Source organism: Alloalcanivorax venustensis ISO4 (assembly GCF_015356855.1).
Classification (GTDB): domain Bacteria; phylum Pseudomonadota; class Gammaproteobacteria; order Pseudomonadales; family Alcanivoracaceae; genus Alloalcanivorax; species Alloalcanivorax venustensis.
Window position 1 is genome coordinate 1 of the sequence record NZ_ARXR01000014.1, and the last position, 24,692, is coordinate 24,692.

Here is a 24,692-nt window from a genome sequence, read left to right on the forward strand (position 1 = left end):
CTGGCGGCCGTAGTTGAAGTACTGGCCATCCGGGTCGGTGCGTGAACCGAAGGCGAGCAGCTCGTCACCGAACTTCTCGGAGCCGATCATCACGCCCAGGTACATGGGCTGGCCGAGTTCGGTGAGGGCGCTGCGATCCGCTTTCAGGCCCACCACCACCTGTTGAGTGGGGTCGTCCTGCACCGTGTCGGCGCCGAACTGCTCACTGTCCGCCTGGAGGTTGTGCTCGGCGTGCATCAGGCCGGCGGTCAGCTCGCTCTTGGTGCTGTGCGCCAGATAGGCCGGGTTGTAGTAGGTGGTCGACACCTGGGTGTTGAACATGGACAGGGCCTGGGCGGAGGCGATGTCCGTGGGCAACAGGCCATAAGTAGTGGCGGTGTTGCCCATGTTCGCCAGGGCGATGCTCGGGCTCAGAAAAAGAGCGCCGGCACACAGGCCGGCACAAGAAAGGAAATTTGCGCGCATGGGTGTGAACCCTCCTTTTATTGTTTTCTTCCAAATTGTTGTTTTAGTGATTTGCATCCCGTTATTGGTGCCACGACTGAACGCGGCGTCTCCCGTGGGAGGGATTTGCCGTTGGACGGACGGCACTCAGAGCTTGTGTCCGTGTTCGTCGTGTAGTTAATCGAAAATTGTGAAAAGGGTAGGCCAAAAAAATGAAAACATGGCGTAAGTGTTTGATATAGAGGGGTGACTATACAGTCAAAAAACTGCGAAACAGGCCTGGAATTGCCGTCTGTGAACGTGTGTACCCGTAATGTCCGGCGGATTTATATACACACCTAATTGAATGTTCTACCGATTTTAAAAAGGGGACAGGAAACAGGCGATAATATATTAAAAGGGGACAGAAAATATTTTAAAAAGGCTGGTGAAATCTTGCTCTTTTCTAGCCGGATTAAGCTGGCCTACATGTGTTTCCTTGGGGTGGGGTCATGGGGCGGGGTCAGGTCTTGCGTTTTGCTCCGCCCGGATAAAGCTGGCCTACGTGTCTTTCCGCTTTCTCCGACGCCTGTTTCAGCTATGGCTTACGGAAACTCTATGGTATTCCGGCTAGCTTGAACGGAACTCGAGGATGTGGGCGCGGATACGTTGCGCCTATATCCCCTCCGTCTCGTTTTCGGAAGAGGTAGGTAGCGTGTTCCCTAGGCCGGAAAAGCCAAAGAGCTGGACTTGCAGGCTCGATCCAGAGTTGTACAATTGTCCAATGATTGTTGCCGATACCAATATTTTCCTCGCTACGGCCCTGGACGAGCCGGAGAAGCCGGACATTGTCCGTTTGACGACGGACGCGGGCGTGATCTGCGCACCTGAGATACTGCCTTACGAAATCGGCAACGCCCTAAGTGCGATGTGCCGTCGCCATAAACTGACCGAGGACGAAGCCGCCAGCGCGCTGCGAATAACTTTGCGAATTCCGGTTCGCCTCATGCGCGTGGATGTGGAAAGGGCTTTACGGATGGCCACGGACTTTGGCATTTATGCTTACGATGCGTACTTTCTGGAGTGCGCGAAAAGCCACGGTGGCGCCCTCATCACGTTGGATCAGCAAATGAAGCGCATCGCGTCCCAGCTTGGCCTGCGGGTCTTGGAGCCATGATATGAGAGTCTTCACTTACTCCGAAGCGAGGCAAAATCTGGCGAAGCTGTTGGACTTGGCGAGAACCGAGGAGGTGCGCATTCGCCGCAAGGACGGTTCCCTCTTCATACTGCGCGCGCAAGACGATGAGGTGTCCTCACCCTTCGATACTCCCGGCATCCGAACTCGGGCTACCACCGAGGATATCCTGGACGCCGTGGCTGACACTCGTAGCCGCTGAGTAAATAACGGGGTCAGGTCTTGCCTTTTGCCTGGCTGGTCTGTTGACGCGGGGTGGGGCAGTCTTAAAGCCAAGAATGAAAACCTACTGTCAATGGAGCCAAGGATGGCCAGACCGTTGCGATTGGAGTTCCCCGGGGCTCTTTATCATGTGACCTCGAGGGGGGACCGGCGAGAGCCGATTTATGAGGGCGATGCGGACCGGCACGCTTTCCTGCGGACGTTGGATGAAGTCTGCGACACCTACAATTGGGTTTGCCACGCTTATTGCTTGATGGGAAACCACTATCACCTTGTGATCGAGACGCCGGAAGGCAATTTATCCAAAGGGATGCGGCAATTGAACGGCGTCTATACCCAGACATTCAATCGCCTTCATTGTCGTGTGGGGCATGTATTCCAAGGCCGTTATAAAGCCATTCTTGTGGAAAAAGAAGGCTACCTTCTAGAGCTCGCCCGTTATGTCGTGTTGAATCCGGTTCGTGCCGGGATAGTCAAGACGCCCTTGGAATGGCTGTGGAGCAGCTACCGTGCGACGCTGGGATATCCGGCCAGCCTGGATGCTTTGCGGACGGATTGGCTTCTCTCCACATTTGCCGGGCGTCGTGCGGAGGCGGTGGAGCGTTACAGGGCGTTTGTCGCCGCTGGGGTCAATCAGACTTCCCCGTGGGAGTCGCTGAGGAATCAAGTGTATTTGGGCAGTGAGGCTTTTGTCAGCGAGATGCAGGAGCATGTCGCTGGTGACGAGGTGTTGAGCGAAGTCCCGTCCCGTCAGCGTCGTGCGCCCGCAAAGCCATTGGGATATTTCGCGCAGGCGGCGGGATCCCGGGACGAGGCGATTAGCCTTGCTTATGCCAGTGGCGGCTACAGCATGCAAAGCATCGGCGATTTTTTCGGGCTGCACTATTCGCGGGTCAGCCGCATCATCCGTAAGGCAAAAGACAAGACCTGACCCCGGATTCTATATTTTCTCGCACAGGCACCTTCCGCACCGTAGGACAGATTCCTCGGCCGTGCTGATTCAGGCTTGAACTAAAATCGTTCTCGAGGGGCGTCCATGGACGGGCACAAGAAGGGCATTCCTCTGATTTCCAATATAGCGGTTTGCTATAAATAGCATATTGCTATATTGTAGCTTTGCCGAGCCAAGGAAGGAATCATGCACATCATTACGCAAAAGCGCATTTGGGAAGCCAAGGAGAAGTGGCCGAAGGCTGCGAACGCTCTTGATGCATGGTATCGGCTTATGAAAGCCAGCGCGCCCAAGGACTTCGCTGCGATGAAAGGTATCTTCCCTGCTACTGACAAAGTGGGGCCCCACCACGTCTTCGATATTGGTGGCAACAAGATCAGGCTGATCGCCATTGTGCATTATGGTGCGAGGCGGGTTTATATTCGCGACGGCGAATGGAAGGAGTGACCCATGAATGCCATTCTTGACCAAGCGGCTCAGCACTGGTCGTATATCGCTCCCTTGCTTTCCGAGCCGACCAATGACGACGAATACGACGCCAAGGTGAAGGCCCTGGACGAGCTGCTGGACACCGTCGGCGATGATGAAAATCATCCTTTGGCCGGCCTGGTGGCTCGCTTGGGTGATGTCATCGAAGCCTACGACGAACAGCACCGGCCGATGCCCCCGGTATCCGGTGCCGCTGTTCTGCGCTATCTCATGGATGAGCATGGCGTCACCCAAAGCGAGCTACCTGAAGTGGGTGCTCAATCCGTGGTTTCCGCCATCCTGTCTGGAAAGCGCAAACTTAACTGGCGTCAGATCTGCGGTCTGTCCGAGCGGTTCGGGGTGCCTACTGACGTATTTAAATAGAGGGGTTCTTGAGGGGCAGGTCTTGCGTTTTTGCTCCGCCCGGATCAAGCCGACCTACGTGTCTTTCCGCTTTCTCGCACAAGAACCTTCTGCACTGTAGGACAGATTTCAGAGCTCTTCCCACGCAGACTTGGGCTGAATTGGCTTTCGAGGTGCCCATGGACGAGCACGACACCAGTTACAAGTTGCTGTTTTCCCATGATCGGATGGTGCGGGATCTGCTCACGGGCTTTCTGCCCCGGGAGTGGATAGCGGCGCTGGATCTGGGTTCCCTGCAGAAAATGAATGGCAGTTACGTTACCGACGATCTGCGCGGTCGCCACGGCGATGCCATCTGGCGGGTTCGTTGGGGTGAGGAATGGCTTTACGTGTATCTACTATTGGAGTTTCAGTCTTCTGTAGATCGCTTTATGGCGCTTCGCATCATGGTATATACCGGACTGCTCCATCAGGACCTGATCCGACGCGGTGAACTCGGAGCCGAGCGTCGGCTGCCGCCGGTATTGCCTGTGGTGCTTTATAACGGCGAGCGCCGTTGGCGGGCGCCCACCGAAGTGAGGCCTCTGATTCAGGCCCCGCCGGAAGGGCTGGAAGGCTTTCAGCCGAACCAGGCGTTTCTACTGATCGACGAAGGCGTCTACGCTTCGCGACCGGAGGAGCCGCTCACTAACCTGGTGGCTGCCTTGTTCCGGCTGGAGCATCACCGGTCCTCCGAGGAGGTGGCGGCTCTCCTTCAGCGTTTGCTAAAGTGGCTTGAAGGGCCAGAACAGGCCGGTCTGCGCAGGTCTTATCTGGTATGGCTGCGCCGCCGTCTACCCCGATGGTTCCCCGGCGAAACCTTTCCCGAGATGCACGACCTGCAGGAGGCGTACGAGATGATTACCAACCGCTTCGAGGAATGGAAGGAGCGTCAACGTCTGGTGGGCGTCAGGCAAGGCGTGGAGCAAGGCCGGCTGGACGGTGAGCGTGCCTTGGTTCTGCGTCTTATCCAGCGACGCTTCGGCGAGGTTCCGCCCAGCGTGCACAAACGCCTGCAGAGTGCCGCCCAACACCAGTTGGAAACCTGGGCCGACCGGGTGCTGGATGCCGACAGCCTGGACGACATTTTCGGCTGAGCCCGTTTTGGCTTCGAGGCGTCACATCATCCGAAAGGCAAAAGACAAGACCTGACCCCGGATTCTTTGTTTTCGGCTGAGCCTGTTTTGGCTTCGAGGCGTCACATCATCCGAAAGGCAAAAGACAAGACCTGACCCCGAATTCTTCATCGCGGGATGGCGTTGGGTAGGGATAGTCCAGGTAATTGTCCACGGCGTCCTGAAAGGCTCGTATCAGGCCGATCGCGGTGTCGGCCTGATAGTGCACCGGCACCTCAATGTTGAGCAGGGCGCCGTGCAGGCAGTTGTTTTTCTGGCTGACCTCGACGTAGCCGTAGTATCCGCGGTGTTGGAGCAGTATGGTCATTTTCGTCTCGCCTCCGTGCGAATTGGTATGCGTATACGGTAACGCAGGTCGAAGGCGGCGGAAGTAGGCTCAAAATGACGGAACGTGTAAGAAATATGCCACGCGTGCCGGGGACGAAAGATTACAGCGGTTCTCACCGACCCCGGAACCAGCTCCTGAGCCGCCGCCACCAGGGCTCGCGGTCGCGCAGGCCGATGTGGGCGCCGTCACAGTGGGGCGGGGTGCGGGTGGCGCCGCAGCCGCAGAACAGCACGATCTCTTCCTTGCGCGCGGTATAACTCAGCCGCTCGCCGGTACCGCAACGCTCATCGCTGCAAAACGGCGCCGTGTCACTGTGGCCGCAGGCGCACCAGTGCCGGACTTCACCGGGCGCCAGTTTGACCGGCTGCGGGTAGCGCGGTGTCGCGCGGCGTTCGATACGCATCAGATTCTGTCTCCTAACGGTCACAACCCTGTCACGGGACAGCAATGGGGGGCTTCCAGACTGGCGTAAATCCAATCTGGAGCTCGTTATGCTTGCGCAAGCCGCCGGAAAGATCAAAGCCCTGCGACCGCCATTCAAAGACGTGTTCAAGCCCCGTGATGCGCTCAAAGGGCCGGAAACAGGCGCTCGGTTCAGCGCTTATTTTACCCGGTCCCGCCGGGAGATCCTGAAGATTCAGCGTTTGCGTTACCGGATCTTTTCCCAGGAGTACGGCGCCAGCTTCCACGCGCCGTTCGGTCTGGACCGGGACCGCTTCGACCGCCATTGCCTGCACCTGGTGGTGCGCGATAACCAGAGCGGCGAGCTGGTCGGCTACACCCGGGTGCTGGCCGGGGAGCGCACGCACAAAACCGGCGGTTTCTACTCGGCGAACGAGTTTCATCTTGGGCCGCTGGCCGGTTTGCAGGGGCGTGTGGCGGAAATCGGCCGCACCTGCATTCATCCGGATTACCGGGGTGGGGCGGTGATCACCGTGCTGTGGGCGCGCCTGGCCCAGTACATGCTGGAGAACGACATCGGTTCGTTGATCGGCTGCGCCAGCATCGCGTTGAGCGAAGGCTTTAACGTGGCGGCGATCGATCAGCGCATCCGCGAATCCCATATGACGCCGCCGCACCTGCGGGTGACGCCGCGTTTCCGGCTCGACCGCATGCCCGGCGACGCCCTGGACGGCGCCGGCGAGCGCGGCGGGGTGAAGATGCCGCCGCTGCTTAAAGCCTACCTGCGCATGGGCGCGCGGGTGTGCGGCGAACCCTGCTGGGACCCGGACTTCAACTGCCTGGATTATTTCATCCTGATGGAAGTGTCGCGGCTGCCGGCGCGCTATGTGCAGCACTTCCTGCAGCCCGGCGATGCCCGGCCGGCGGTGGCGGTGTGACGATGCGGGATCTGTCGCTGAACTCGCCGGTGGGGGAGAGTTCGGTACGGGTGACCGCGCGGCGCTGCTGGCGCGCCTTGCGGGTGCTTATGCACCTGCTGGGCGGGGTGCTGGAGGCCATCTGGCTGAGGGCGGGACGGGATCCCCACCGGGTGGTGATTCTGAACGCCAAGCGGCGCTGGTGCCTGCGCTTTCTTACCATTCTGGGGGTGGAGCTGCGCGTTCAGGGGCCGTTGCGGGCGGGGCCGGTGCTGCTGGTCAGCAACCACGTGTCCTGGCTGGATATCCCGGTGATCGCCGCCGCCCGGCCGTGCTACTTCCTGTCCAAGGCGGAGGTGGCGGAGTGGCCGGTGATCGGCTGGCTGGCGCGCGCCGTGGGCACCCTGTTTATCCGTCGCGGCGGCGGTGAGTCCAAGGCCAAGACCGAGGAGATCCGTGGTCGGCTGGATCGCGGCCACGGCATCCTGGTGTTCCCGGAAGGCACCACCACTGACGGTACCGGCGTGCGCCGGTTCTTCCCGCAGTTGTTCGCCGCCGCCGGTGACGACGCGCCGGTGCAGACCGTCGCCGTGCGTTACCGCGACGAGCAGGGCCGACCGGACACCGGCATCGCCTTTATCGACGACGACGAGTTCCACCATCACCTGTGGCGGCTGCTCGGGCGCCGCCGGATCGTGGTTGAACTGACCTTCGGCGCGCCCTTGCCGCCGGACGAACCCCGCGCCCTGGCCCGCGAAGCCTGCGAGCGGATCGTCGCCGACTTGGGCGCCACCGTCGGATAACGTCCCTCCATCTGCCCCAACCCCACCGTACGCCCGGGATCACGGAAAGTTCCGCTCTCGCCGACACGCCGGGTCGTTTCCTGCTTACCTCTAATCTCGCCAGCGTCGGCTAACGTGCTTGATTCAATGCTGCAGCTTTGACAAGCAACTATATTTAGTCGCAAAATGGACGCGTTAATATGACGAGTACCCGACGCCTGATCATCAAATTGAGGGCGCTCGAGCAAGGATTCACCTGGCAAGAGCTTGAAACATTGCTTCGTCGATTGGGGTACGAGCGCAGGCAAGGGAGTGGCTCGCGCGTCAAATTCACGAACGGCGATCCGTTGCAGCTGATAAGTCTGCACCGTCCCCATCCGGGTAATGAGCTGAAACGTTACGCGCGGCGCCAGGTGATCGAGAAGTTAGAGGATGGAGGCCTGATCTAGATGGCGAATCTGCTGCAGTATCGTGGTTACTACGGGTCCATTGAAGCCAGCCCGGAAGACAACTGCCTGTATGGCAAACTGCTTTATATCCAGGCCTTGGTGAATTATGAAGCCGAGACCGTTGCCGCGCTGGAGCAAGCGTTCCAGCAGGCCGTGGACGATTACCTGGCGGACTGCGACGAGTCGGGTCAGCCGCCGGAGAAGCCATGTAAGGGTTCCTTCAATGTCCGGGTCGGTCACGATATTCACTTGGCGGCCGCGCGTGCGGCGACACAAGAAGATTCTTCCCTGAACGAGCTTGTGCGAAAAGCCCTGGAACGCTATCTGGCCGAGCCCCGACAGCACGACGCGATAGCCGAGCCCGCCAGAACATTCGATAAGCGCCGCCGACCCTGACCGGCCTGCTCTTGATGCGCTTTGCTGACATAAAGTTCCGCTCTCGCCGACACGCCGTCTCGTTTCCTGCTTACCTCCGATCGCTTCCTGATCCACTACGCTGACTCCATAACGGGGAGACCAGGCCCTGCCTGTGGTGAGGCTATGTCATCAGGCAGTTCACTGTGTTTCTGTATTGAGGTGCGATACGTTACGGGTTACATTCGTTTTCCTGCATGTTGAATGTGAGGTGCACTGATGCACAACCCTCCCCACCCCGGTGAAGTCATAAAGGAACTCTGTCTTGATCCTCTGGGATTGACGGTGACCGCCGCCGCCGAGGCGTTGGGGGTCAGTCGCAAGACATTGAGCGCCATCCTGAACGGAAAGGCGGGTATCAGCCCGGAAATGGCGATCAGGCTTTCCATCGCATTTGATACGTCCGCGGAGAGTTGGCTCACCCAGCAGGCGCAGTACGAACTCTGGCACGCCGAACAGCACCGAAAGGATTTGAACGTCAAGAAGCTCGTCGCCGCGTAGGTTTGCGGGCCGGTGACGCCGGAGTGGCGTCTTTGGCATGACCCGGCCTACCGGCGACGGTGCCGGGCCTGCTACTATTGGCGCCGTTTTGAGTTGCCATGAGGAAGGCCCGTGACCCGCGCCAGCGACCTGAAAAAATCCGACGTTATTGAACACAACGGCTCTTTGTTCGTGATCCGCCAGATCGAGGTGAATTCCCCCTCGGCGCGGGGCGCGGCCACGCTGTACCGGGTGCGCGCCGCCGCGGTGGGCGGCGGGCCGAAGTTCGAGGAGCGCTACAAGGGCGACGAGGACGTGCCCACGGTGGAGTTGCTGCGCCGGCCGGTGCATTTCTCCTACGTGGACGGCGACGACCATGTGTTCATGGACGACGAGGATTTCTCCCAGTACCCGCTCAAGGCCGAGGATATCCGCGACGAGCTGCCGTTCATCACCGAGGGCTGTGACGGCCTGCTGGCCCTGAAGGTAGGGGATTCGGTGATCGGCCTGGAGCTGCCGTTGTCGGTGGTGCTCACCATCACCGAGACCACGCCGGCGATGAAGGCGGCCTCCGCCAGTGCCCGCACCAAGCCCGCCACCCTGGAGACCGGCCTGGTGGTCCAGGTGCCGGAGTACATCCAGGAGGGCGAGAAGGTGAAGGTGAATACCTCCGAGCGGAAGTTCATGTCCCGTGCCTGAGGATCAGCTTCAAGCTACAAGCCCCAAGCTACAAGCGGGGAGGGGATCGTTTCCCTCCGCCTGCTTGCGGCTTGTAGCTTGTGGCTTGTGGCTGGCCTTGTCCGGCTGCCAGCTCGGCTACTACGGCCAGGCCGTGAAGGGCCACATGGACCTGATGGGCGCGCGCCAGCCGGTGGCCGACGTGGTGGCCGATCCGGAAACACCGGTGGCGGTGCGCCGGCAACTGGCCCTGGCCGGTGACGTGCTCACGTTCGCCGATGAGTCCCTGGCGCTGCCGGCGCGTAACGTCTACCAGGACTATGTGCATCTGCGCGACGACGCGGTGGTCTGGAATGTGGTCGCCGCGCCGCCGTATTCCCTGGAGCCGCGCACCTGGTGCTACCTGCTGCTGGGGTGCCTGAGCTACCGCGGTTACTTCGACCGCGCCGACGCCGAGGCCCTGGCCGAGAAGCTCGACGCGGAGGGGCGGGACACCTACGTGGGCGGCGCCATTGCTTACTCCACCCTGGGGTGGTTCGCGGACCCGCTCACCACGCCGATGATCGACCGCTCCGGCCCGGCCCTGGTGGAGCTGCTGATTCATGAGCTGGTCCACCGGCGGCTGTATATCCGCAACGACACCCGTTTCAATGAGTCCCTGGCCACCATGGTGGCCCGCGAGGGCACGCTGCGCTATCTGGCGCGCCACGATCTGCAGGTGGACCTGGACCGCTGGCAACAGCGCGACCGCGCCCGCGACGCCTTTCTGGCCCTGGTGGGGCAGACCCGGGAGCAACTGGGCGAGCTGTACGCCAGCGGCGCCGATGAAGCCACCATGGCCGAGGGCAAAGCGGCGCTGATTGAGGGTCTGCGCGAGAACTACCGGGCCCGCGCCGAGCAGCTGCCGGCCCTGCGCGCCTACGCCGGCTTTTTCGAGGGGCGGTTGAACAATGCCCGCCTGAACGGCGTCCATGACTATTACGGCCTGGTGGGGACGTTTCAGGAGGTGCTGCTAAGCTGCGGCGGGCACTGGGACTGTTTCTGGGAGGCGGTGGAAGTGCTGGCCGACAAAGAGGATTGGAATGCTTGAATTGGTGCGCCTGAACAACGAGAAGCTCGCCCGGCAACTGGCCCATGTGCTGGGCCGTGAGGGTATCCGCACCCGCGAGGAAGCCGGCGACGGCGAGTTCGTGCTGTTCCTTGAGGATCCGGCGCGCCATGACGAAGCGCGGCGTATCAGCGAGGCGTTCCTGCGTGACCCCGGGGCGCGCCGCTGGCAGGACAACGCCTGGCAGGCCAGCGAGCCGGTCACCGGCCTGCCGCGCCAGCAGGTGTTTTCCGGCGGCTGGTTCGCCAGCATGGGGCCGGTGACGCGCACGGTGCTGGTGGTGACCGCGCTGATCTACGCCTCGCCCTATGTGATCGGCCCGGATATCTATTACGCGCTGATGTTCCCGCAAAGCCTGGACGGCCTGGCGGCCCAGCCGTGGCGGCTGTTCAGCCCGATGCTGCTGCATTTCTCGGTGCTTCACATCATCTTCAACTTGCTGTGGTGGAGTGACCTGGGCCGTTTGATCGAGCGCTTCCAGTCCAGCTTCCAATTGATCTGGATCACGCTGCTGGTGGCGGCGGTCTCCAACCTGGCCCAGTTCATGGATACCGGCCCGCGCTTCGGCGGGCTTTCCGGGGTGGTTTACGGGTTGCTCGGCTATCTATGGCTGTACGGCAAGACCAACCCGGCGGCCGGGTATCAGCTGCGCCGGGAGATTGTGATATTGATGCTGGTTTGGCTGGTGATCTGTTATGTAGGGCTGGCGGACATCGTCGCCAACGCCGCGCATTTGTCCGGCCTGATCACCGGCGCGGCGCTGGGCGCGGGCATCGGACTCTACCGCCGCGCCCGCTATTACAAAGGCGGGTAGGAGCGGGCCCCGCCCGCGAAAGGAGGCGAAGCCTCCGGCAGGATTCCAGAGACGGAGTAGTAATGGTGCCGACATGCGAATAGCCAAATACCTGATGGGGCCAATGCTGGCACTGCTTTTGACCGGCTGCGGGGTGGCGCGTCTGGACGAGAGCCTGGGCCGCGCGGTGATGCAGAACAACGATCTGGCCACCGTCGAGGCGGGCCTGCCCTCCTATCTGCTGATGGTGGACGGGCTGATCGTCAACTGGCCGGAGCGCAGCGGCCTGCTGATGACCGGCGCCGACCTGTACGGCGCCTACGCCGGCGTGTTCGTGGACGACGAAGCGCGCGCCGCGCGCCTGAACGAAAAGGCGCTGGCGTACGCTCTGCGTGGCGCCTGCGCCCACGACGCCGACTATTGCGACCTGCGCGACATCGAGGTGCCGGCGTTCGAGGCGCTGCTCGACGAGGCCGGCCAGGACGACGTGCCGGTGCTGTTTTCGCTGGGCGGCGCCTGGGCCGGCTACATCCAGACCCACACCGAGGACTGGAACGCGGTGGCGGAGCTGTCCCGGGTGCGGCTGCTGATGGAACGGGTGGTGGCGCTGGACGAAGACTACCGCTACGGTCAGGCGCATATGTACCTGGGCGTGCTCAACAGCATCCTGCCGGCCAGCCTGGGCGGCCGCCCGGAGCAGGCGCGTACCCACTTCGAACGCGCCATATCGCTGTCCGACGGCCGTAACCTGCTGGCGCGGGTGCTGTTCGCGGAGCATTACGCGCGGCTGGTGTTCGACCGTGAGCTGCACGACGATCAGCTGCGCAAAGTGCTTGAGGCCGAGCCGGACGTGCCCGACCTGACGCTGCAGAACACCTACGCCAGGCAGCAGGCGCGACAGTTGCTGGACAGCGCCGACGATTATTTTTAGGCCTGCGGGAGCAGGCCTTGTGGGAGCGGGCCCGGCCCGCGAAAGGCCGGCAACGCCGGCCGGCAGGATACCAGAGAGGGTGCTTATGCTGCGGGTAGAGGGCGCTCTGGGATCCTGCCGGCAAGCAAAGCTTGCCTTTCGCGGGCGGGGCCCGCTCCCACAAGGCCGCGCCCGCAAGGCTGGCCCCAACAAGGCCTTTTTGCACTATTTTGATGATGGAGAGAAGGATGTTGCGAATTTCCGTGGCCGTGTTGGCCCTGATGCCGGTGCTGGCCTTCGCCACCACCCTGAAGATTTCCACGCTGTATCCGGACGGCACGGCGGTGGTGAAGGCGCTGAAGCAGGCGGGCGACACCATCGAGCAGGAAACCGACGGCCGGGTCAGCTTGAAGATCTACCCGGGCGGCGTGATGGGCGACGACCGGGCGGTGCAGCGCAAGATCCGCGTCGGCCAGCTGCACGGTCAGATGGCCCAGGGCGGAGCCTTCGCCGGCGCCTACGCGGACAGCCAGATTCTCAACGTGCCGCTCACCTTTAATAACTACGCCGAGGTGGACGCCGCCCGCGCCGAGCTGGACCCGCTGATCCAGCAGGGGCTGGAAGACAACGGCTGGGTCAGCTTCGGGCTGGTGGACGGCGGCTTCGCCTACATCATGTCCGCCAACCCGGTGCGCAGCCTGGACGACCTGCGCGACCAGAAGCTGTGGCTGCCCTCCGGCGACAGCGCCTCCGCCAACGCCGCCGACACCCTGGGGCTGTCGCCGATCGTGCTGAACATCGGCTCGGTGCTGACCTCGCTGCAGACCGGCGCGGTCAACGCCTTCGCGGCGCCGCCGGTGGCCGCGCTCACCCTGCAGTGGTACTCGCGGGTGGATTACGTCACCGACCTGCCGCTGCTCTACACCTACGGCCTGCTGGCGATCCACAAGCGCCACTTCGACCGCCTCGCCGAGGACGACCGGGCGGTGGTGCGCCGGGTGCTGGAAAGCGCCTTCGACACCATCGACCGGGACAGCCGCGAGCAGAACAAGGACGCCTTCCAGGCGGTGCGCAACCAGGGCCTGGAGCTGGTCAAGCCCAGCGACGAGCAACGCGCCGAATGGAAGCGCTACGCCGACAAGGCCACCAATGAACTGGTGGAAGAGGGCGAGCTGAGCCGCGACATGCTCGACCGGCTGCACCGCATCCTTGAGGCCCACCGCGACACGGCCGAATAAATGCGCCGCCTGCTGTTCTGGCTGCACCGCTTCGAGGACGGTCTGATCGTCACCGTGCTGTTGGGCATGGTGCTGCTGGCGGTGGCGCAGATCGGCCTGCGCAACTTCGGCGGCGTCAGCCTGGTGTGGGCGGAGCCGCTGCTGCGCAACGCGGTGCTGTGGATCGGCCTGCTGGGCGCGATGATCGCCTCGCGCAAGGACGAGCACATCCGCATTGATCTGGCCGCCAACTTTTTGCCGGAACGGCTGCTGCCCTGGGTCACCGGGCTGGTGGACCTGTTCACCGCGGGCATCTGCGTGCTCACCGGCTGGTACAGCGTGCAGTTCGTGATCGAGGAATACCAGTTCGGCGCTACCGCCTTCGCCGGCGTGCCGAGCTGGCTGTTGCAGGCGGTGATCCCGCTCGGCTTCACGGTGATGGCGCTGCGTTACCTGGTGCTGTTCGGCCTGGGGCTGCGCGGCCGGCGGCCCAGCATGCGGGAGCCGGTGGCATGATCTGGATCGCCGTACTGGTGCTGCTGTTGCTGGCGCTGCTGGGCGCGCCCCTGTTCGCGGTGCTGCTGGGCGCCGCCGCGCTGGGCTTTTACACCCAGGGCTCGCCGCTGGCGGTGCTGCACATCGACATCTATCAGCTGTCGGATTCGGTGGTGCTGATGGCGCTGCCGCTGTTCACCTTCGCCGGCTTCCTGCTCAGCGAGTCGCGCACCGCCGACCGGCTGGTGCGCCTGAGCCAGGCGGCGTTCGGCTGGATGCCCGGCGGCATGGCGTTCGTGGCGTTGATCGCCTGTGCCTTCTTCACCGCGCTCACCGGCGGTTCCGGTGTCACCATCGTGGCGCTGGGCGCCTTGCTGTTGCCGGCGCTGGTGAAGGCCGGCTACCCGCGCCGCTTCAGCCTCGGCCTGGTGACCTCGTCGGGCAGCCTGGGCCTGCTGCTGGTGCCCTCGGTGCCGCTGCTGATCTACGGCATTATCGCCCAGCAGCTGTCGCAGCAACTGGCGATGCCGGCGGTGGAGATCGTCGATCTGTATCTGGCGGGGATCGGCCCGGCGCTGCTGATGGTGGTGCTGCTGTATTTCTATTGCCTGTGGGCCAACCGCGAGGCGCCGGTGCCGCGCCAGGCGTTCCGCACCCGCGAGCTGATCGACGCGCTCTGGGAAGCCCGCTGGGAGCTGCCGCTGCCGTTCGTGGTGCTGGGCGGTATCTTCTCCGGCTTCCTGGTGGTCAGCGAGGCGGCGGCGGTGACCGCGCTCTACGTGCTGTTCGCCGAGGTGTTCCTGTACCGCGAGATTCCGATGCGGCGGCTGCCGGGCATCACCCGAGAGGCGATGGTCATGGTGGGTGGCATTCTGCTGATTCTGGCGGTGGCCCAGGCGTTCGCCGATTACCTGGTGTACGCCGGCATTCCCGAGCAGCTGTTCCAGTTCATCCAGACCCATGTGCAGAGCAAGATCGCTTTCCTGGTGCTGCTCAACATTCTGCTGCTGGTGCTGGGCGCCTTCCTGGATATCTTCGCCGCGCTGGTGATCATGGTGCCGCTGATTCTGCCGGTGGCGTTGCGCTACGGCATCGACCCGGTGCACCTGGGGATTATCTTCGTGGCCAACATGCAGATCGGCTACATCACGCCGCCGGTGGGCATGAACCTGTTCATCGCCAGCTACCGGTTCCGCAAATCGATCACCGAGCTGTTCGCCGCCACGCTGCCGTTCATGCTGGTGCTGGTGATCGCCTTGCTGGCGATCACCTATATCCCGCAGCTGAGCCTCTGGTTGGTGCGCTGAAGCGGGCTCTTGTGGGAGCGGGCCCTGCCCGCGAAAGGAAGCGAAGCTTCCGGCAGGATCCCAGAGGTCTGTCTAAGGGCACCACGAACAGCGTCTCTGGAATCCTGCGGGGCAACCTTTGCCGGGTGGCTGGCGCCACCCTTTCGCGGGCGGGGCCCGCTCGCACAAGGTGCCTCTAGCTAGCGTTTGCGCTTGTTGCGGACCCGTAAGGCTTTGCTGCCGCCGCTGCCGCCGGCTTCCTGTACTTCGAAGCGGTTGGGGTGGGCTTTGAGCAGCTCGCTGAGTTTCTTGAAGCCGTAGAGGCGGGTGTCGAACGCCGGGCTGCGTTTGTTGAGGTTCTGCCCCAGCGCGCCCAGGTGCACCCAGTCCTCGTCGTCGGAGATGTCCTCGATCACCCGGGCGATAAAGTTGAGCGGCGGCTTTTCCTTGTCGCTCTGGGCCTTGGCGGCCTGCGCCTGGGCCGGCTTGTCCGCCGCCTTGCCGCCGTCGGCGCCGCCGCTCTTGGCGGGCGCCGGCTCTTCCGCGTCGGCGCGCAGAATCTCGGTGTAGATGAATTTGTCGCAGGCGGCCACGAACGGGTTTGGCGTTTTCTTCTCGCCGAAGCCGTAAACGGTGACGCCGGCCTCGCGCAGGCGCGCCGCCAGGCGGGTGAAATCGCTGTCGCTGGAGACCAGACAAAAGCCGCCCAGCTCCCGGGTGTAGAGCAGGTCCATGGCGTCGATGATCAGCGAGCTGTCGGTGGCGTTCTTGCCCTGGGTGTAGGCGAACTGCTGCACCGGCTGGATGGAATAGTCCAGCAGCACCTTCTTCCAGCCGCCCAGATTGGGCTTGGTCCAGTCGCCGTAGATGCGTTTCACGCTGGCGACGCCGTATTTGGCGATCTCTTCGAACAGGCCTTCGACGATGGCCGGTGGCGCGTTGTCCGCGTCGATCAGCACCGCCAGGTGGCGTTGTCCTTCAGCGGGGTTCTTGTCGTCCATGGGGTTCCACCTCAATGGGTCATATAGCCTACTACCATATCAGTAAGACCGGCGGCGATGTCGTCCTCGCGCAGCAGGGCGTCGTTCTGGCTGGCGTGGCGCACCATGGTGAACAGCACGCTGTTGGCGACGATGAACACCCGCACCTGCAGATCCTCGATCGGGTAGTCGCGGTAGTGCTTGATGAAATAGAGCCGGGACAGCTCCATGAAGTGCTGCTGCAGCGCGTCGGCGACCCGGTTGGTGGGCAGCCGGTGCCAGTTGCGCACCAGCTCCAGGTAAAGGCCGTCGCGGGAGTGCAGCACCGCGAAGCCGAAGCGGATGGCGCCCTCCACGGTCTCGCGCAGGCCGGCGCTGTCCGCCAGGGGCAGGCGGCGCAGACCCTGGGCGATGTCGCCGGCGAGCTTGTCCATCAGCGCCTCGACCAGGGCGTCCTTGCCTTCGAAATATTGGTACAGCGACCCCACGCTGACCCCGGCGATTTCGGCGATGCGCACCGTGGTGGTGTGGTCCAGCCCGTATTCCACCAGCGCCCGGCCGGTGGCCTCGATCAGGCTGTCCACCAGTTGCCGGGAGCGCCGCTGGCGGGGATGTTTGCGCATGGCGACTCCTGGGGTAAGCGACGCTGGAACGCGAATTGAATGCGAATACATATTCGCATTAGAGTGCGGACATCGCAACAACCCCGATAACCGCCAGAGCCACCGGAGCCCGCCATGAACGCGTCCGCCCAGCCGCCCGCCGTGCCCGAACGCGCCCGGCCCTACGCCAAGACCCAGGCGCCCACGCCGTACCTGCTGCGCCGCTTTCTGGGCCGCCCGCTGGCGCCCAGCGAGGCGGAGTACCAGGCGGCAACCGAGGGCCTGTGGCACGGTGACCCGGCCATGGACAGCCTCGTGGACTGGATGTACGACCACGGCACCCGCGAGGGGCGGGCGCTGTTCGAGCAGGCCCTGGAGCAGGGCATCGACGCGGTGCCGGCGGCGCCGGAACCGCTGCGGTCGTTCTTCGAACGTGTCGACCGCCGCCCGGACTGGGTGGATCCGGCGTTGATCGACGAGGGCGCCCGCTTTATCCACCGCACCGGGCTTACCGCCACCTATGTGCTGCGCGATCTGGCGTTGATGGGCGGCTACCTGTTGTCCGGCTTCAACCAGTCGCTGGTGCTCACCGGTGCGCTCAGCCAGGGCACCGCCCGGCGCGTGGCGGAAACCGGCAAATGGTGGATCGACTGCACCGAGCCGGGTGGCCTGGACCGTTTCGGCGAGGGCTTCAAGACCACCCTGCGGGTGCGGCTGGTGCACAGCCTGGTGCGCCGCAACCTCAGCGGCCGCCAGGAGTGGGACGCGGCCCGCTGGGGCCTGCCTCTGTGCCAGACCGACATGGCGGCCACCTATCTGGGTTTCAGCGTGGTGATGCTGGGCGGGCTGCGCAAACTGGGCGTGCCAGTCACCGGCCGCGAGGCACGCGCGGTGATGCACCTGTGGAGCTACGCCTGCTGGGTGATGGGCGTGGACGAGCAATGGCTGGCGTTCAACGAACAGGACGGCGCGGTGCGGCTGCACCACTGCCTGATGACCCAGAGCCGGCCGGACTGGACCAGCCGCGAGCTGGGGGCGGCCCTGGCCCGGGAGCCGCTGGAGCGGCATTTCAAGCGCTTCCAGGGCCCGCGCCGCCGGCTGCTGTACCGGCAGCATCTGAGCGTGAGCCGCTACTTCCTGGACCGGGAGAAGATGGGCCAGCTGGGCCTGCCCGCCGGGGTGACGCCCTGGTACCCGCTGCTCACTCTGGTGCCGCGCCTGCTCGGCTACAGCGCCCAGCGCTGGCTGCCCGGCCTGGAAGCCTGGCAACGCCGGCGCGGCCGTGACGCCCAGCACCGCGCTCTGGCCTCCATGTTCGGCGACGGTGAGCGCGCCGTCACCGAGCCGCCGCTGTAAGGGGCGGTGTTAATAGATAGAAAAATCTGATCAATCCGTTCTGCCCAGCCCTGTGCTTTCACCGAACCTTCAGGCGTACAGTTGCATCATCTTTTGCAGACGACTGCGAACAAACTGGAGGTTCCGATGAAACGCATTCTGGTTCTTTACTATTCCATGTACGGCCATATCGAAGCCATGGCGGACGCCGTGGCCGAAGGGGCCCGCCGCGTTGAAGGCGTGCAGGTCGATATCAAGCGCGTCGCCGAGACCATGCCCGAGGACGCCTTCAAGGCGGCCGGCGGCAAGACCGACCAGGCGGCACCGGTGGCCGAACCCGGAGAGCTGAAGGACTACGACGCGGTAATCGTCGGTACCCCCACCCGCTTCGGCAACATGAGCGGCCAGATGCGCACCTTCTGGGACCAGACCGGCGGTCTGTGGGCCAAGGGCGCACTCGCCGGCAAGGTGGCCAGTGTGTTCACCTCCACCGGCACCGGCGGCGGTAAGGAAACCACCATCACCTCCACCTGGACCACGCTGGCGCACCACGGCTTCATCATCGTGCCGCTGGGCTACGCCGACCCCGAGCAGGCGCAGATGGACATCAAGGAAGTGCACGGCAGCACCCCCTACGGCGCGGGCACCATCGCCGGGCCGGACGGTAGCCGTCAGCCCAGCGACAAGGAGCTGGGCCTGGCCCGCTACCAGGGCGAGCAGGTCGCCAAGCTGACCGCGAAGTTGTAATCCCCGAACCCAAGACGCTGATTCTTACCCCCCTTGCCGCTTCTCCCCCCAGAAGCGGCTTTTTTTATTTCAGATCAGGGGTTTGTGCATGCGCCAGCGGGTGAGGGCGACGCCGTCGCGTTCCACGGTTTCCTCGGCGTCGGGTTGGAAGCCGAGGAACAGGAAGAAGTCGTGGGCCACCTGGCTGGCTTCGGTGACCAGGCGCTCGCGGCCCTGGATGCGCGCTTCGTCCTCGAGATGCTGGTAGAGCAGGGTGGCAATGCCCAGGCGGGCGGTGTCCGGGTGGACGTAGATGAGGGTGATGCGGTCGTCCACCAGCTGCGCGAAGCCGGCGGTCTCCTGCTGCCATTCGGCGACCATGGTCAGGCCCTTGGCGAGATCCGCCGGAAAGGCCGGGTCGTCGGCGGCGGCGCTCCAGGCCCGACGCTGGTCAGCGTCGTAGTGATCGGCGGCGGTGACCAGAATGGCGTTGCGGAACACCCGGGCCAGCGCCGCCGCGTCGCCGTCCCGGTAGGGGCGGATTTCGAACGGCAGGCCCGACGTTGCTGAATCCGGCGCCGGGTCGGCGGCCACGGCGGGTGCCGGCTCACGCGCGGGGGGCGGCGGATCGGCCGGGCGCGCCGGCGCGAACGAGGCGCCCGGCGCCGGTGACCCGCCGAACAGCCAGCGGCGCAGTCGTTTAAGCATGGCCGGGGCCGTGGAGAGTGCTATGAGGCAGGCTCTTCATCGGAGGCCTCCTTGAGTTGTTTTAGTTGTTGTTCTAATACCTGCAAGTACCGTTCCTGCTTGCGCAGCAGGGCTTCGGTGGTCTCCTGCTGGCGGCGCAGGTCGTCGGCGCGTTCCAGCAGTTCCTGCTGCTCGCGGGCGGCGGCGCTTTTCTCTTCCTCGGCGGCGGTGCGGTCTGCGTTACCGGCCAAGGCTGGAAAAGGTGACAGCAATGCCAGCATGACGATGAAACGAATGGAAGCCATACACAATACGATCTAAGTGGGACCGGAAATTCCCGAGTCTATCAAGGCCTGCAGGAAGATGCTTGTAGGAGCGGGCCCCGCCCGCGAAAGGGTGGCTTCAGCCACCCGGCAGGATACCAGAGACGCTGTTTGTGCTGCCTTTAGATAGCCCCCTGGCATCCTGCCGGGAGCTTCGCTCCCTTTCGCGGGCAGGGCCCGCTCCCACAAGGTCCGCTCCCACAAGCCAAAAAAAACGGAGCCCGGAGGCTCCGCGATGATGGAGAAGTGTTTAGTCCGAAGCGGACTCAGTCGTTGAGGATCTTGTCCTTGAGTTCCTGGTCGATCCAGATGCGGGCGTAGATGGCGTTGGGCTTGACCGCGCCGATGCGGGTTTCGCCGTGGTAGTTCTTCACCCAGGGCCACCAGGCGGAGTACACCATTTCGGTGGGCAGCCAGACGTGCGGTACCGCTTCCTCGATGATGAAGTCGTTCAGCTCGCGGATACTGGCATTACGCTTTTCGGTGTCCGGCTCGTGGATGGCGGCGGTGATTTTCTTGTCGAAATCCTCGTTGGAGTAGCGCGCCGCGTTCCAGGTCTGGCCGGTCATGAAGCTCTTGCGCAGTACCTGGATGGGGTTGCCGGAGCCGTTGTTCATCAGGTAGCCGCCGGCCTGGTTGTCGCCGCGCATGTTGGAACGGAAGGCGCCGTATTCCAGCGTTTTCACGTTCATGTTGATGCCCACCTGCTGGTAGTACGCCTGCAGCATGGCGACCACGTCCATGTGATAGGGGCTGCAGGAGCAGACCTGGACGTCGAAGCTGAAGCCCTTCGGGTAACCGGCGTCGGCCAACAGTTTTTTGGCTTTCTCCGGATCGTGGCTGAACAGTTCCTTGGCGGCGGGGGAGAGGTCCTCCAGCGGGGTGTAGAACTCGGTCCAGCGCTGCGCGAACGGGTAGTTGAGCAGCTCGCCTTCGCCGTTGAGCAGCGAGGAGAGAATGGCCCGCTGGTCGATGGCCAGGTTCATGGCGCGGCGCACGCGCACGTCATCGAAGGGCTTTTCGTCGGTCTTCAGGGCGATGTAGGTGCCCTGGGTGGCCACGTGCTTGCGGAATTCCAGCTCCGGGGCGGTTTTCTTCAGCTGGTCGACCAGCTGCCAGCGGATCGCTTCCATGATGTCCACGCGGCCGGAGCTGAGCGCCGCCACCGAACTCGATTCGTCCTTGATGATGTGATAGACCACTTTTTCATTGAGCGGCAGCAGGTATTCCTCGCCGTCGATGGTGGTGGTGTCCCAGTAGTTGTCGTTCTTTTCATAAACCTGCTGACGGCCGGTCTGGATGTCGGCGATGCGGTAGGGGCCGGTGCCGGCGGCGTTTTTCCAGTCGGCGCGCTCGTCTTCGCTCAGGTTCTGCCATTCCGGCGGCAGGATGCCGTCGTAGTAGCCCCAGGCCAGGCGGTACGGCCAGTTACCGTGGAATTTGCTGAAGTGTGCCACCACGGTGTGCTCGTCCGGGGCCTCCCAGCGTTCCACGAAGTCCCAGAAGGTGGGAATGGCGCGCGGGTTGTCCCAGCGGGTTTTGAACGAGGTGATCACGTCGTTGGCCACCAGCTCGCGGCTCTCCATGACGCCGGGCACTTCCTGCCAGTAGACGCCCTCGCGCAGATGGAACACCACGCGCATGGGGTCTTCTTTCACTTCCCAGCTTTCCGCCAGGCTGCCTTCCAGCTGGGCGTAGGGAATGTAGGCCTGCTCGACGAAGCTGTTTTCGTTGCTGCCGCGCGGGCCGTATTGAAGATCGCCGCGCAGCAGCGATTCCATTTGCAGGTTGTCGTGGTTGCCTTTCCAGGTCCAGCGCTGCAGGTCCCAGGTGGTGGCGTCCAGGGTGCGGTAGACCGTGGAAACATTGACGGTGCCGTCGGTTTGCGGGGTTTCCGCCGCGGCCGGCCCGGCCCAGGCCAGGGCGGCGGTGGCCGCCAGGGACAGGGCGATTCTCGGTGTACGCAAATTCATGATGCTCTCCTCGTTTTGTTATTTTGTTAAAGGTTGCCGGCCATGGCCTGGGCCCGGTCCGGGTCATGCAAATGGCAGGCAACGCTATGGCGGTCTTCGATTTCCAGGGCGCGCGGCGCTTCCCGGCGGCACAGCTCGGTGGCGTGGGGGCAGCGCGGGTGGAACGGGCACCCCGGCGGCGGATCAATGGGGCTGGGCACTTCGCCGCTCAGTGACGGGTTGAAGTGCTGTTGCACCTCCGGGTCCGGGTTGGCGATCGGGATCGCGCCCAGCAACGCCTGGGTGTAGGGGTGCTGGGGGTTGTCGTAGAGGGTTTCGCGGTCGGCCACTTCCACCACCCGGCCCAGGTACATCACCACGATGCGGTGGCACAGGTGGCGCACCACCGCCAGATCGTGGGCGATGAACAGATAGGTCAGGCCCAGCTCTTTTTGCAGGTCTTCCAGCAGGTTGATCACCTGGGCCTGGATCGATACGTCCAGAGCCGACACCGGCTCGTCGCAGATGATCAGCTCCGGGTCGGCGGCCAGCGCCCGGGCGATGCCGATGCGCTGGCGTTGGCCGCCGGAAAATTCGTGCGGGTAGCGGTCGGCCATCTCCGCTTTCAGGCCCACTTTTTCCAGCAGCCCCATGACTTTTTCCCGGTAGGCGGCGCGGCCCTGGGTAAGGCGGTGCACGCGCAGCGGCTCGCCGACAATGTCCAGCACCTTCATGCGCGGGTTGAGCGCGCCGAACGGGTCCTGGTAGACCATCTGCATGCGCCGGCGCAGCCGCTTCAGCGCCGGCTTGTCCGGGTGGGTGATGTCCTCGCCGTCGAAATGGATGCGGCCGTCGGTGAGCGGGCTCATGCGCAGCATGGCCAGGCCGGTGGTCGACTTGCCGCAGCCGGATTCGCCCACCAGGCCCAGGGTTTCGCCGCGGTCGATATGGAAGGCGACCCCGTCCACCGCTTTCACGGTGCCGGCGTTGCGGCCCAGCAGGCCGGCCTGCAGCGGGAAGTGCACGCGCAGGTCGGAGACTTGCAGAAGCGGTTCAGCGTTTGGCATCGGTATCCACCCAGCAGGCTTTCCAGTGGTTGTCGGTGATCTGTTCCAGGGGCGGCCGTTCGCTGCGGCAGCGCGCTTCGGCAAAGCGGCAGCGTGGATGGAACGGGCAGCCCGGGGGCGGGTCGGAGAGATCCGGCGGCTGGCCGGGAATCGGCGTCAGCCGGCTGCCGGGGGCCTGGTCCAGGCGCGGCATGGATTCCATCAGACCCAGGGTGTAGGGGTGTTTGGGGTGGTGGAAAATCTCTTCCGCGGTGCCTCTTTCCACGATGCGGCCGGCGTACATCACATTGATGCGGTCGGCGTAACGGGCCACCACGCCCAGGTCGTGGGTGATCAGCATCATCGACGAGTTGTTGGCGCGCACCAGGTCGCGCAGCAGCTCCAGAATCTGCGCCTGCACCGTCACGTCCAGGGCGGTGGTGGGCTCGTCGGCGATCAGCAGCTTGGGCAGGCAGGCCAGCCCCATGGCGATCATCACCCGTTGGCGCATGCCGCCGGAGAGCTCGTGGGGATAGGCGTCGAGGCGCTTTTCCGGGTCGCCCAGGCGCACCTGGCGCAGCAGCTCCAGGCAGCGCTCGCGGACCTTCTCCTTGGGCACCGAGCCGTGCACGCGCAGCGGCTCCGCCAGTTGCCGGCCGATGCGCAGGCTCGGGTTCAGCGAGGTCATCGGCTCCTGGAAGATCATGGCGATGTCGCGGCCGCGCAGGCGGCGGATCTGCTCGTCGTCCAGGTCCAGCAGGTCCTGATCGTTGAACAGCACCCGGCCGCCGACGATGCGCCCGGGCGGGCTGGGAATCAGCCGCAGCAGCGACATGGCGGTGATGCTCTTGCCGGAGCCGCTTTCGCCGACGATGGCCAGGATCTCGCCTTCCTTCACGTCGAAGCTGACCTGGTTGACCGCATGGACCTCGTTGCCGTCCTTCTCGAAGACGGTGTGCAGGTCCTGCACGTCGAGCAGGGTGCGGCGGGTAACGTCCGCTTTCATATTCATACGCCGATGGCCCTTTTCACGCGTGCCAGGTAGCGACCGCTGCCGCCGCGCATGCGCGGGTCGAGCATGTCGCGCAGGGCGTCGCCGAACATGTTGATGCCGAACACCACCACGGTCAGGGCGATGCCGGGAATAATCGCCAGCCAGGGGGCCTGGAACATATAGCTGCGCCCGTCCAGGCTGAGCATGCCGCCCCAGCTGGGTGACGGTGGCGGAATCCCCAGGCCCAGGAAGCTGAGGCCGGATTCCGCCAGGATCACCGCCGCCAGGCGGGTGGTGTAGAGCACGATCAGCGGCGCCATCACATTGGGCAGAATGTGGTGCCAGAGAATGCGCGTGCTGGACGCACCCATGGACTGGGCGGCGTGCACATAGACGTTCTGCCGGGCGCTGAGCACCGCGCCGCGCACGATCCGCGAACCGGAGATGCCGAACAGCAGCCCCAGAATGACGATGATCTGCCAGGTGCCGGGGCCGAGCACGGCCACCGCCACGATCAGCAGAATCAGGTCGGGGAAGCACATCCAGCCGTCCACCAAACGCTGAATGAACATGTCCAGGCGGCCGCCGAAGTAGCCGCTGAGAATGCCCAGCAACGCGGAGATCACGATCGACAGGGTGGTGGCGGCGAACGCCACGATCACCGACAGGCGCGCGCCGTGCACCACGCGAGCGAAGATGTCCCGGCCCAGCTGGTCGGTGCCGAACCAGTATTCCGCCGACGGCGCTTTCAGCCGGTCGATGGGGTTGATGGCGTTATAGCCCTGCGGCGCGATCAGGTCGGCGAAAATGCCGGTGAACAGCAGCAACAGGCAGATCAGCGCGCCCACCGCGCCCAGCGGCCGTTCCCGGCACAGGCGGGCGCAGAACGCCAGGGGTTTGGGCAGGGGCTTGCGGCGTTTGGCGGGCCGCGCCGGGGTGGCCGTGACAGCGGCCGGTTCAACGGATGCATTCATACTTCGAGATTCCTGT

At 63.9% G+C, this 24,692-nt stretch carries 29 protein-coding genes and 1 pseudogene; 19 read left to right on the top strand and 11 right to left on the bottom strand.

Going from position 1 to position 24,692, the window contains the following annotated elements; translation table 11 throughout:
- Window positions 1-465 (bottom strand): annotated as a pseudogene (locus ISO4_RS09635) (aromatic hydrocarbon degradation protein); the annotation flags it as partial.
- 742 nt (window positions 466-1,207) lie between these two features.
- On the opposite strand from ISO4_RS09635, the gene ISO4_RS09640 reads away from it, so the two are divergent.
- The 5 genes from ISO4_RS09640 (at window position 1,208) to ISO4_RS09660 (ending at window position 4,759) form a co-directional block, all read left to right on the top strand.
- Entirely contained in the window at window positions 1,208-1,600 is a 393-nt protein-coding gene (locus ISO4_RS09640) for a type II toxin-antitoxin system VapC family toxin (protein ID WP_194856057.1), read from the top strand.
- A 325-nt stretch (window positions 1,601-1,925) separates the two neighbouring features.
- Window positions 1,926-2,771 carry a transposase gene (locus tag ISO4_RS09645; protein ID WP_194856058.1) on the top strand — a complete coding sequence of 282 codons (846 nt, stop codon included), beginning with the start codon at window positions 1,926-1,928 and terminating at the stop codon, window positions 2,769-2,771.
- A 207-nt stretch (window positions 2,772-2,978) separates the two neighbouring features.
- Window positions 2,979-3,239, top strand: coding sequence for a type II toxin-antitoxin system HigB family toxin (locus tag ISO4_RS09650; protein WP_194856059.1), 261 nt, complete (start codon window positions 2,979-2,981; stop codon window positions 3,237-3,239).
- A 3-nt stretch (window positions 3,240-3,242) separates the two neighbouring features.
- Window positions 3,243-3,644 (top strand): helix-turn-helix domain-containing protein, encoded by a 402-nt coding sequence (locus tag ISO4_RS09655; RefSeq protein WP_194856060.1) that lies wholly within the window; start codon window positions 3,243-3,245, stop codon window positions 3,642-3,644.
- Between the two features lie 158 nt (window positions 3,645-3,802).
- On the top strand, window positions 3,803-4,759 hold the full coding sequence (locus tag ISO4_RS09660; protein ID WP_194856061.1) for an Rpn family recombination-promoting nuclease/putative transposase: 957 nt from the start codon (window positions 3,803-3,805) through the stop codon (window positions 4,757-4,759).
- 106 nt (window positions 4,760-4,865) lie between these two features.
- Here ISO4_RS09660 and ISO4_RS09665 read toward each other — a convergent pair whose 3' ends face one another.
- Both ISO4_RS09665 and ISO4_RS09670 read right to left on the bottom strand, forming a co-directional pair.
- On the bottom strand, window positions 4,866-5,105 hold the full coding sequence (locus ISO4_RS09665) for a hypothetical protein (protein ID WP_194856062.1): 240 nt from the start codon (window positions 5,103-5,105) through the stop codon (window positions 4,866-4,868).
- 133 nt (window positions 5,106-5,238) lie between these two features.
- Complete coding sequence (locus ISO4_RS09670) at window positions 5,239-5,529, bottom strand: CDGSH iron-sulfur domain-containing protein (RefSeq protein WP_194856063.1); 291 nt, start codon at window positions 5,527-5,529, stop codon at window positions 5,239-5,241.
- Window positions 5,530-5,617: 88 nt separating this feature from the next.
- Between ISO4_RS09670 and ISO4_RS09675 the strand changes: the two genes are divergently transcribed.
- From ISO4_RS09675 to ISO4_RS09730, 12 genes are all read left to right on the top strand, one after another.
- Window positions 5,618-6,466, top strand: coding sequence for a GNAT family N-acetyltransferase (locus ISO4_RS09675; protein ID WP_142949920.1), 849 nt, complete (start codon window positions 5,618-5,620; stop codon window positions 6,464-6,466).
- 2 nt (window positions 6,467-6,468) lie between these two features.
- Entirely contained in the window at window positions 6,469-7,248 is a 780-nt protein-coding gene (locus ISO4_RS09680; protein WP_194856093.1) for a lysophospholipid acyltransferase family protein, read from the top strand.
- 179 nt (window positions 7,249-7,427) lie between these two features.
- Window positions 7,428-7,676 (top strand): type II toxin-antitoxin system HicA family toxin, encoded by a 249-nt coding sequence (locus ISO4_RS09685; RefSeq protein ID WP_142949919.1) that lies wholly within the window; start codon window positions 7,428-7,430, stop codon window positions 7,674-7,676.
- The gene (locus ISO4_RS09690; RefSeq protein WP_142949918.1) at window positions 7,677-8,072 is read left to right on the top strand and encodes a type II toxin-antitoxin system HicB family antitoxin; all 396 of its coding nucleotides are present in this window, start codon (window positions 7,677-7,679) and stop codon (window positions 8,070-8,072) included.
- A 237-nt stretch (window positions 8,073-8,309) separates the two neighbouring features.
- Complete coding sequence (locus ISO4_RS09695) at window positions 8,310-8,591, top strand: HigA family addiction module antitoxin (RefSeq protein WP_142949917.1); 282 nt, start codon at window positions 8,310-8,312, stop codon at window positions 8,589-8,591.
- 111 nt (window positions 8,592-8,702) lie between these two features.
- Window positions 8,703-9,269, top strand: coding sequence for an elongation factor P-like protein EfpL (gene efpL / locus ISO4_RS09700; RefSeq protein WP_142949916.1), 567 nt, complete (start codon window positions 8,703-8,705; stop codon window positions 9,267-9,269).
- 85 nt (window positions 9,270-9,354) lie between these two features.
- Window positions 9,355-10,338 (top strand): aminopeptidase, encoded by a 984-nt coding sequence (locus ISO4_RS09705; RefSeq protein ID WP_228548038.1) that lies wholly within the window; start codon window positions 9,355-9,357, stop codon window positions 10,336-10,338.
- Window positions 10,331-11,170: a rhomboid family intramembrane serine protease gene (locus ISO4_RS09710; RefSeq protein WP_194856064.1), complete on the top strand. Its 840-nt coding sequence runs from the start codon at window positions 10,331-10,333 to the stop codon at window positions 11,168-11,170. The genes ISO4_RS09705 and ISO4_RS09710 overlap by 8 nt, the downstream gene beginning before the upstream one ends.
- Before the next feature lie 73 nt (window positions 11,171-11,243).
- Window positions 11,244-12,080, top strand: coding sequence for a TRAP transporter TatT component family protein (locus ISO4_RS09715; protein ID WP_194856065.1), 837 nt, complete (start codon window positions 11,244-11,246; stop codon window positions 12,078-12,080).
- Between the two features lie 227 nt (window positions 12,081-12,307).
- Window positions 12,308-13,297, top strand: coding sequence for a TRAP transporter substrate-binding protein (locus ISO4_RS09720; protein WP_194856066.1), 990 nt, complete (start codon window positions 12,308-12,310; stop codon window positions 13,295-13,297).
- On the top strand, window positions 13,298-13,792 hold the full coding sequence (locus tag ISO4_RS09725; RefSeq protein WP_142949912.1) for a TRAP transporter small permease: 495 nt from the start codon (window positions 13,298-13,300) through the stop codon (window positions 13,790-13,792).
- Entirely contained in the window at window positions 13,789-15,078 is a 1,290-nt protein-coding gene (locus ISO4_RS09730) for a TRAP transporter large permease (protein WP_194856067.1), read from the top strand. The genes ISO4_RS09725 and ISO4_RS09730 overlap by 4 nt, the downstream gene beginning before the upstream one ends.
- Before the next feature lie 179 nt (window positions 15,079-15,257).
- On the opposite strand, the gene ISO4_RS09735 is transcribed toward ISO4_RS09730, so the two are convergent.
- Window positions 15,258-16,058, bottom strand: a complete 801-nt coding sequence (locus tag ISO4_RS09735; RefSeq protein ID WP_142949910.1) for an NYN domain-containing protein — start codon at window positions 16,056-16,058, stop codon at window positions 15,258-15,260.
- An 11-nt stretch (window positions 16,059-16,069) separates the two neighbouring features.
- The gene (locus tag ISO4_RS09740; RefSeq protein WP_142949909.1) at window positions 16,070-16,660 is read right to left on the bottom strand and encodes a TetR/AcrR family transcriptional regulator; all 591 of its coding nucleotides are present in this window, start codon (window positions 16,658-16,660) and stop codon (window positions 16,070-16,072) included.
- A 114-nt stretch (window positions 16,661-16,774) separates the two neighbouring features.
- Here ISO4_RS09740 and ISO4_RS09745 point away from each other — a divergent pair, with 114 nt between their 5' ends.
- Both ISO4_RS09745 and wrbA read left to right on the top strand, forming a co-directional pair.
- On the top strand, window positions 16,775-17,995 hold the full coding sequence (locus ISO4_RS09745) for an oxygenase MpaB family protein (RefSeq protein WP_194856068.1): 1,221 nt from the start codon (window positions 16,775-16,777) through the stop codon (window positions 17,993-17,995).
- Between the two features lie 126 nt (window positions 17,996-18,121).
- Window positions 18,122-18,721: an NAD(P)H:quinone oxidoreductase gene (gene wrbA / locus ISO4_RS09750; protein WP_142949907.1), complete on the top strand. Its 600-nt coding sequence runs from the start codon at window positions 18,122-18,124 to the stop codon at window positions 18,719-18,721.
- A gap of 69 nt (window positions 18,722-18,790) precedes the next feature.
- Here wrbA and ISO4_RS09755 read toward each other — a convergent pair whose 3' ends face one another.
- From ISO4_RS09755 to ISO4_RS09780, 6 genes are all read right to left on the bottom strand, one after another.
- Complete coding sequence (locus ISO4_RS09755; protein ID WP_228548039.1) at window positions 18,791-19,408, bottom strand: GNAT family N-acetyltransferase; 618 nt, start codon at window positions 19,406-19,408, stop codon at window positions 18,791-18,793.
- Window positions 19,409-19,428: 20 nt separating this feature from the next.
- On the bottom strand, window positions 19,429-19,692 hold the full coding sequence (locus ISO4_RS09760) for a hypothetical protein (protein ID WP_194856069.1): 264 nt from the start codon (window positions 19,690-19,692) through the stop codon (window positions 19,429-19,431).
- Between the two features lie 284 nt (window positions 19,693-19,976).
- A complete protein-coding gene (locus tag ISO4_RS09765; RefSeq protein ID WP_194856070.1) occupies window positions 19,977-21,683 on the bottom strand; it encodes an ABC transporter substrate-binding protein in 1,707 nt (568 codons plus the stop codon).
- A gap of 26 nt (window positions 21,684-21,709) precedes the next feature.
- A complete protein-coding gene (locus ISO4_RS09770) occupies window positions 21,710-22,729 on the bottom strand; it encodes an ABC transporter ATP-binding protein (RefSeq protein WP_194856071.1) in 1,020 nt (339 codons plus the stop codon).
- Window positions 22,716-23,714 carry an ABC transporter ATP-binding protein gene (locus ISO4_RS09775; protein WP_228548040.1) on the bottom strand — a complete coding sequence of 333 codons (999 nt, stop codon included), beginning with the start codon at window positions 23,712-23,714 and terminating at the stop codon, window positions 22,716-22,718. Before ISO4_RS09775 ends, ISO4_RS09770 begins: the two co-directional genes overlap by 14 nt.
- Window positions 23,715-23,716: 2 nt before the next feature.
- Window positions 23,717-24,676, bottom strand: coding sequence for an ABC transporter permease (locus ISO4_RS09780; protein ID WP_142949901.1), 960 nt, complete (start codon window positions 24,674-24,676; stop codon window positions 23,717-23,719).
- Between the last annotated feature and the right edge of the window lie 16 nt (window positions 24,677-24,692).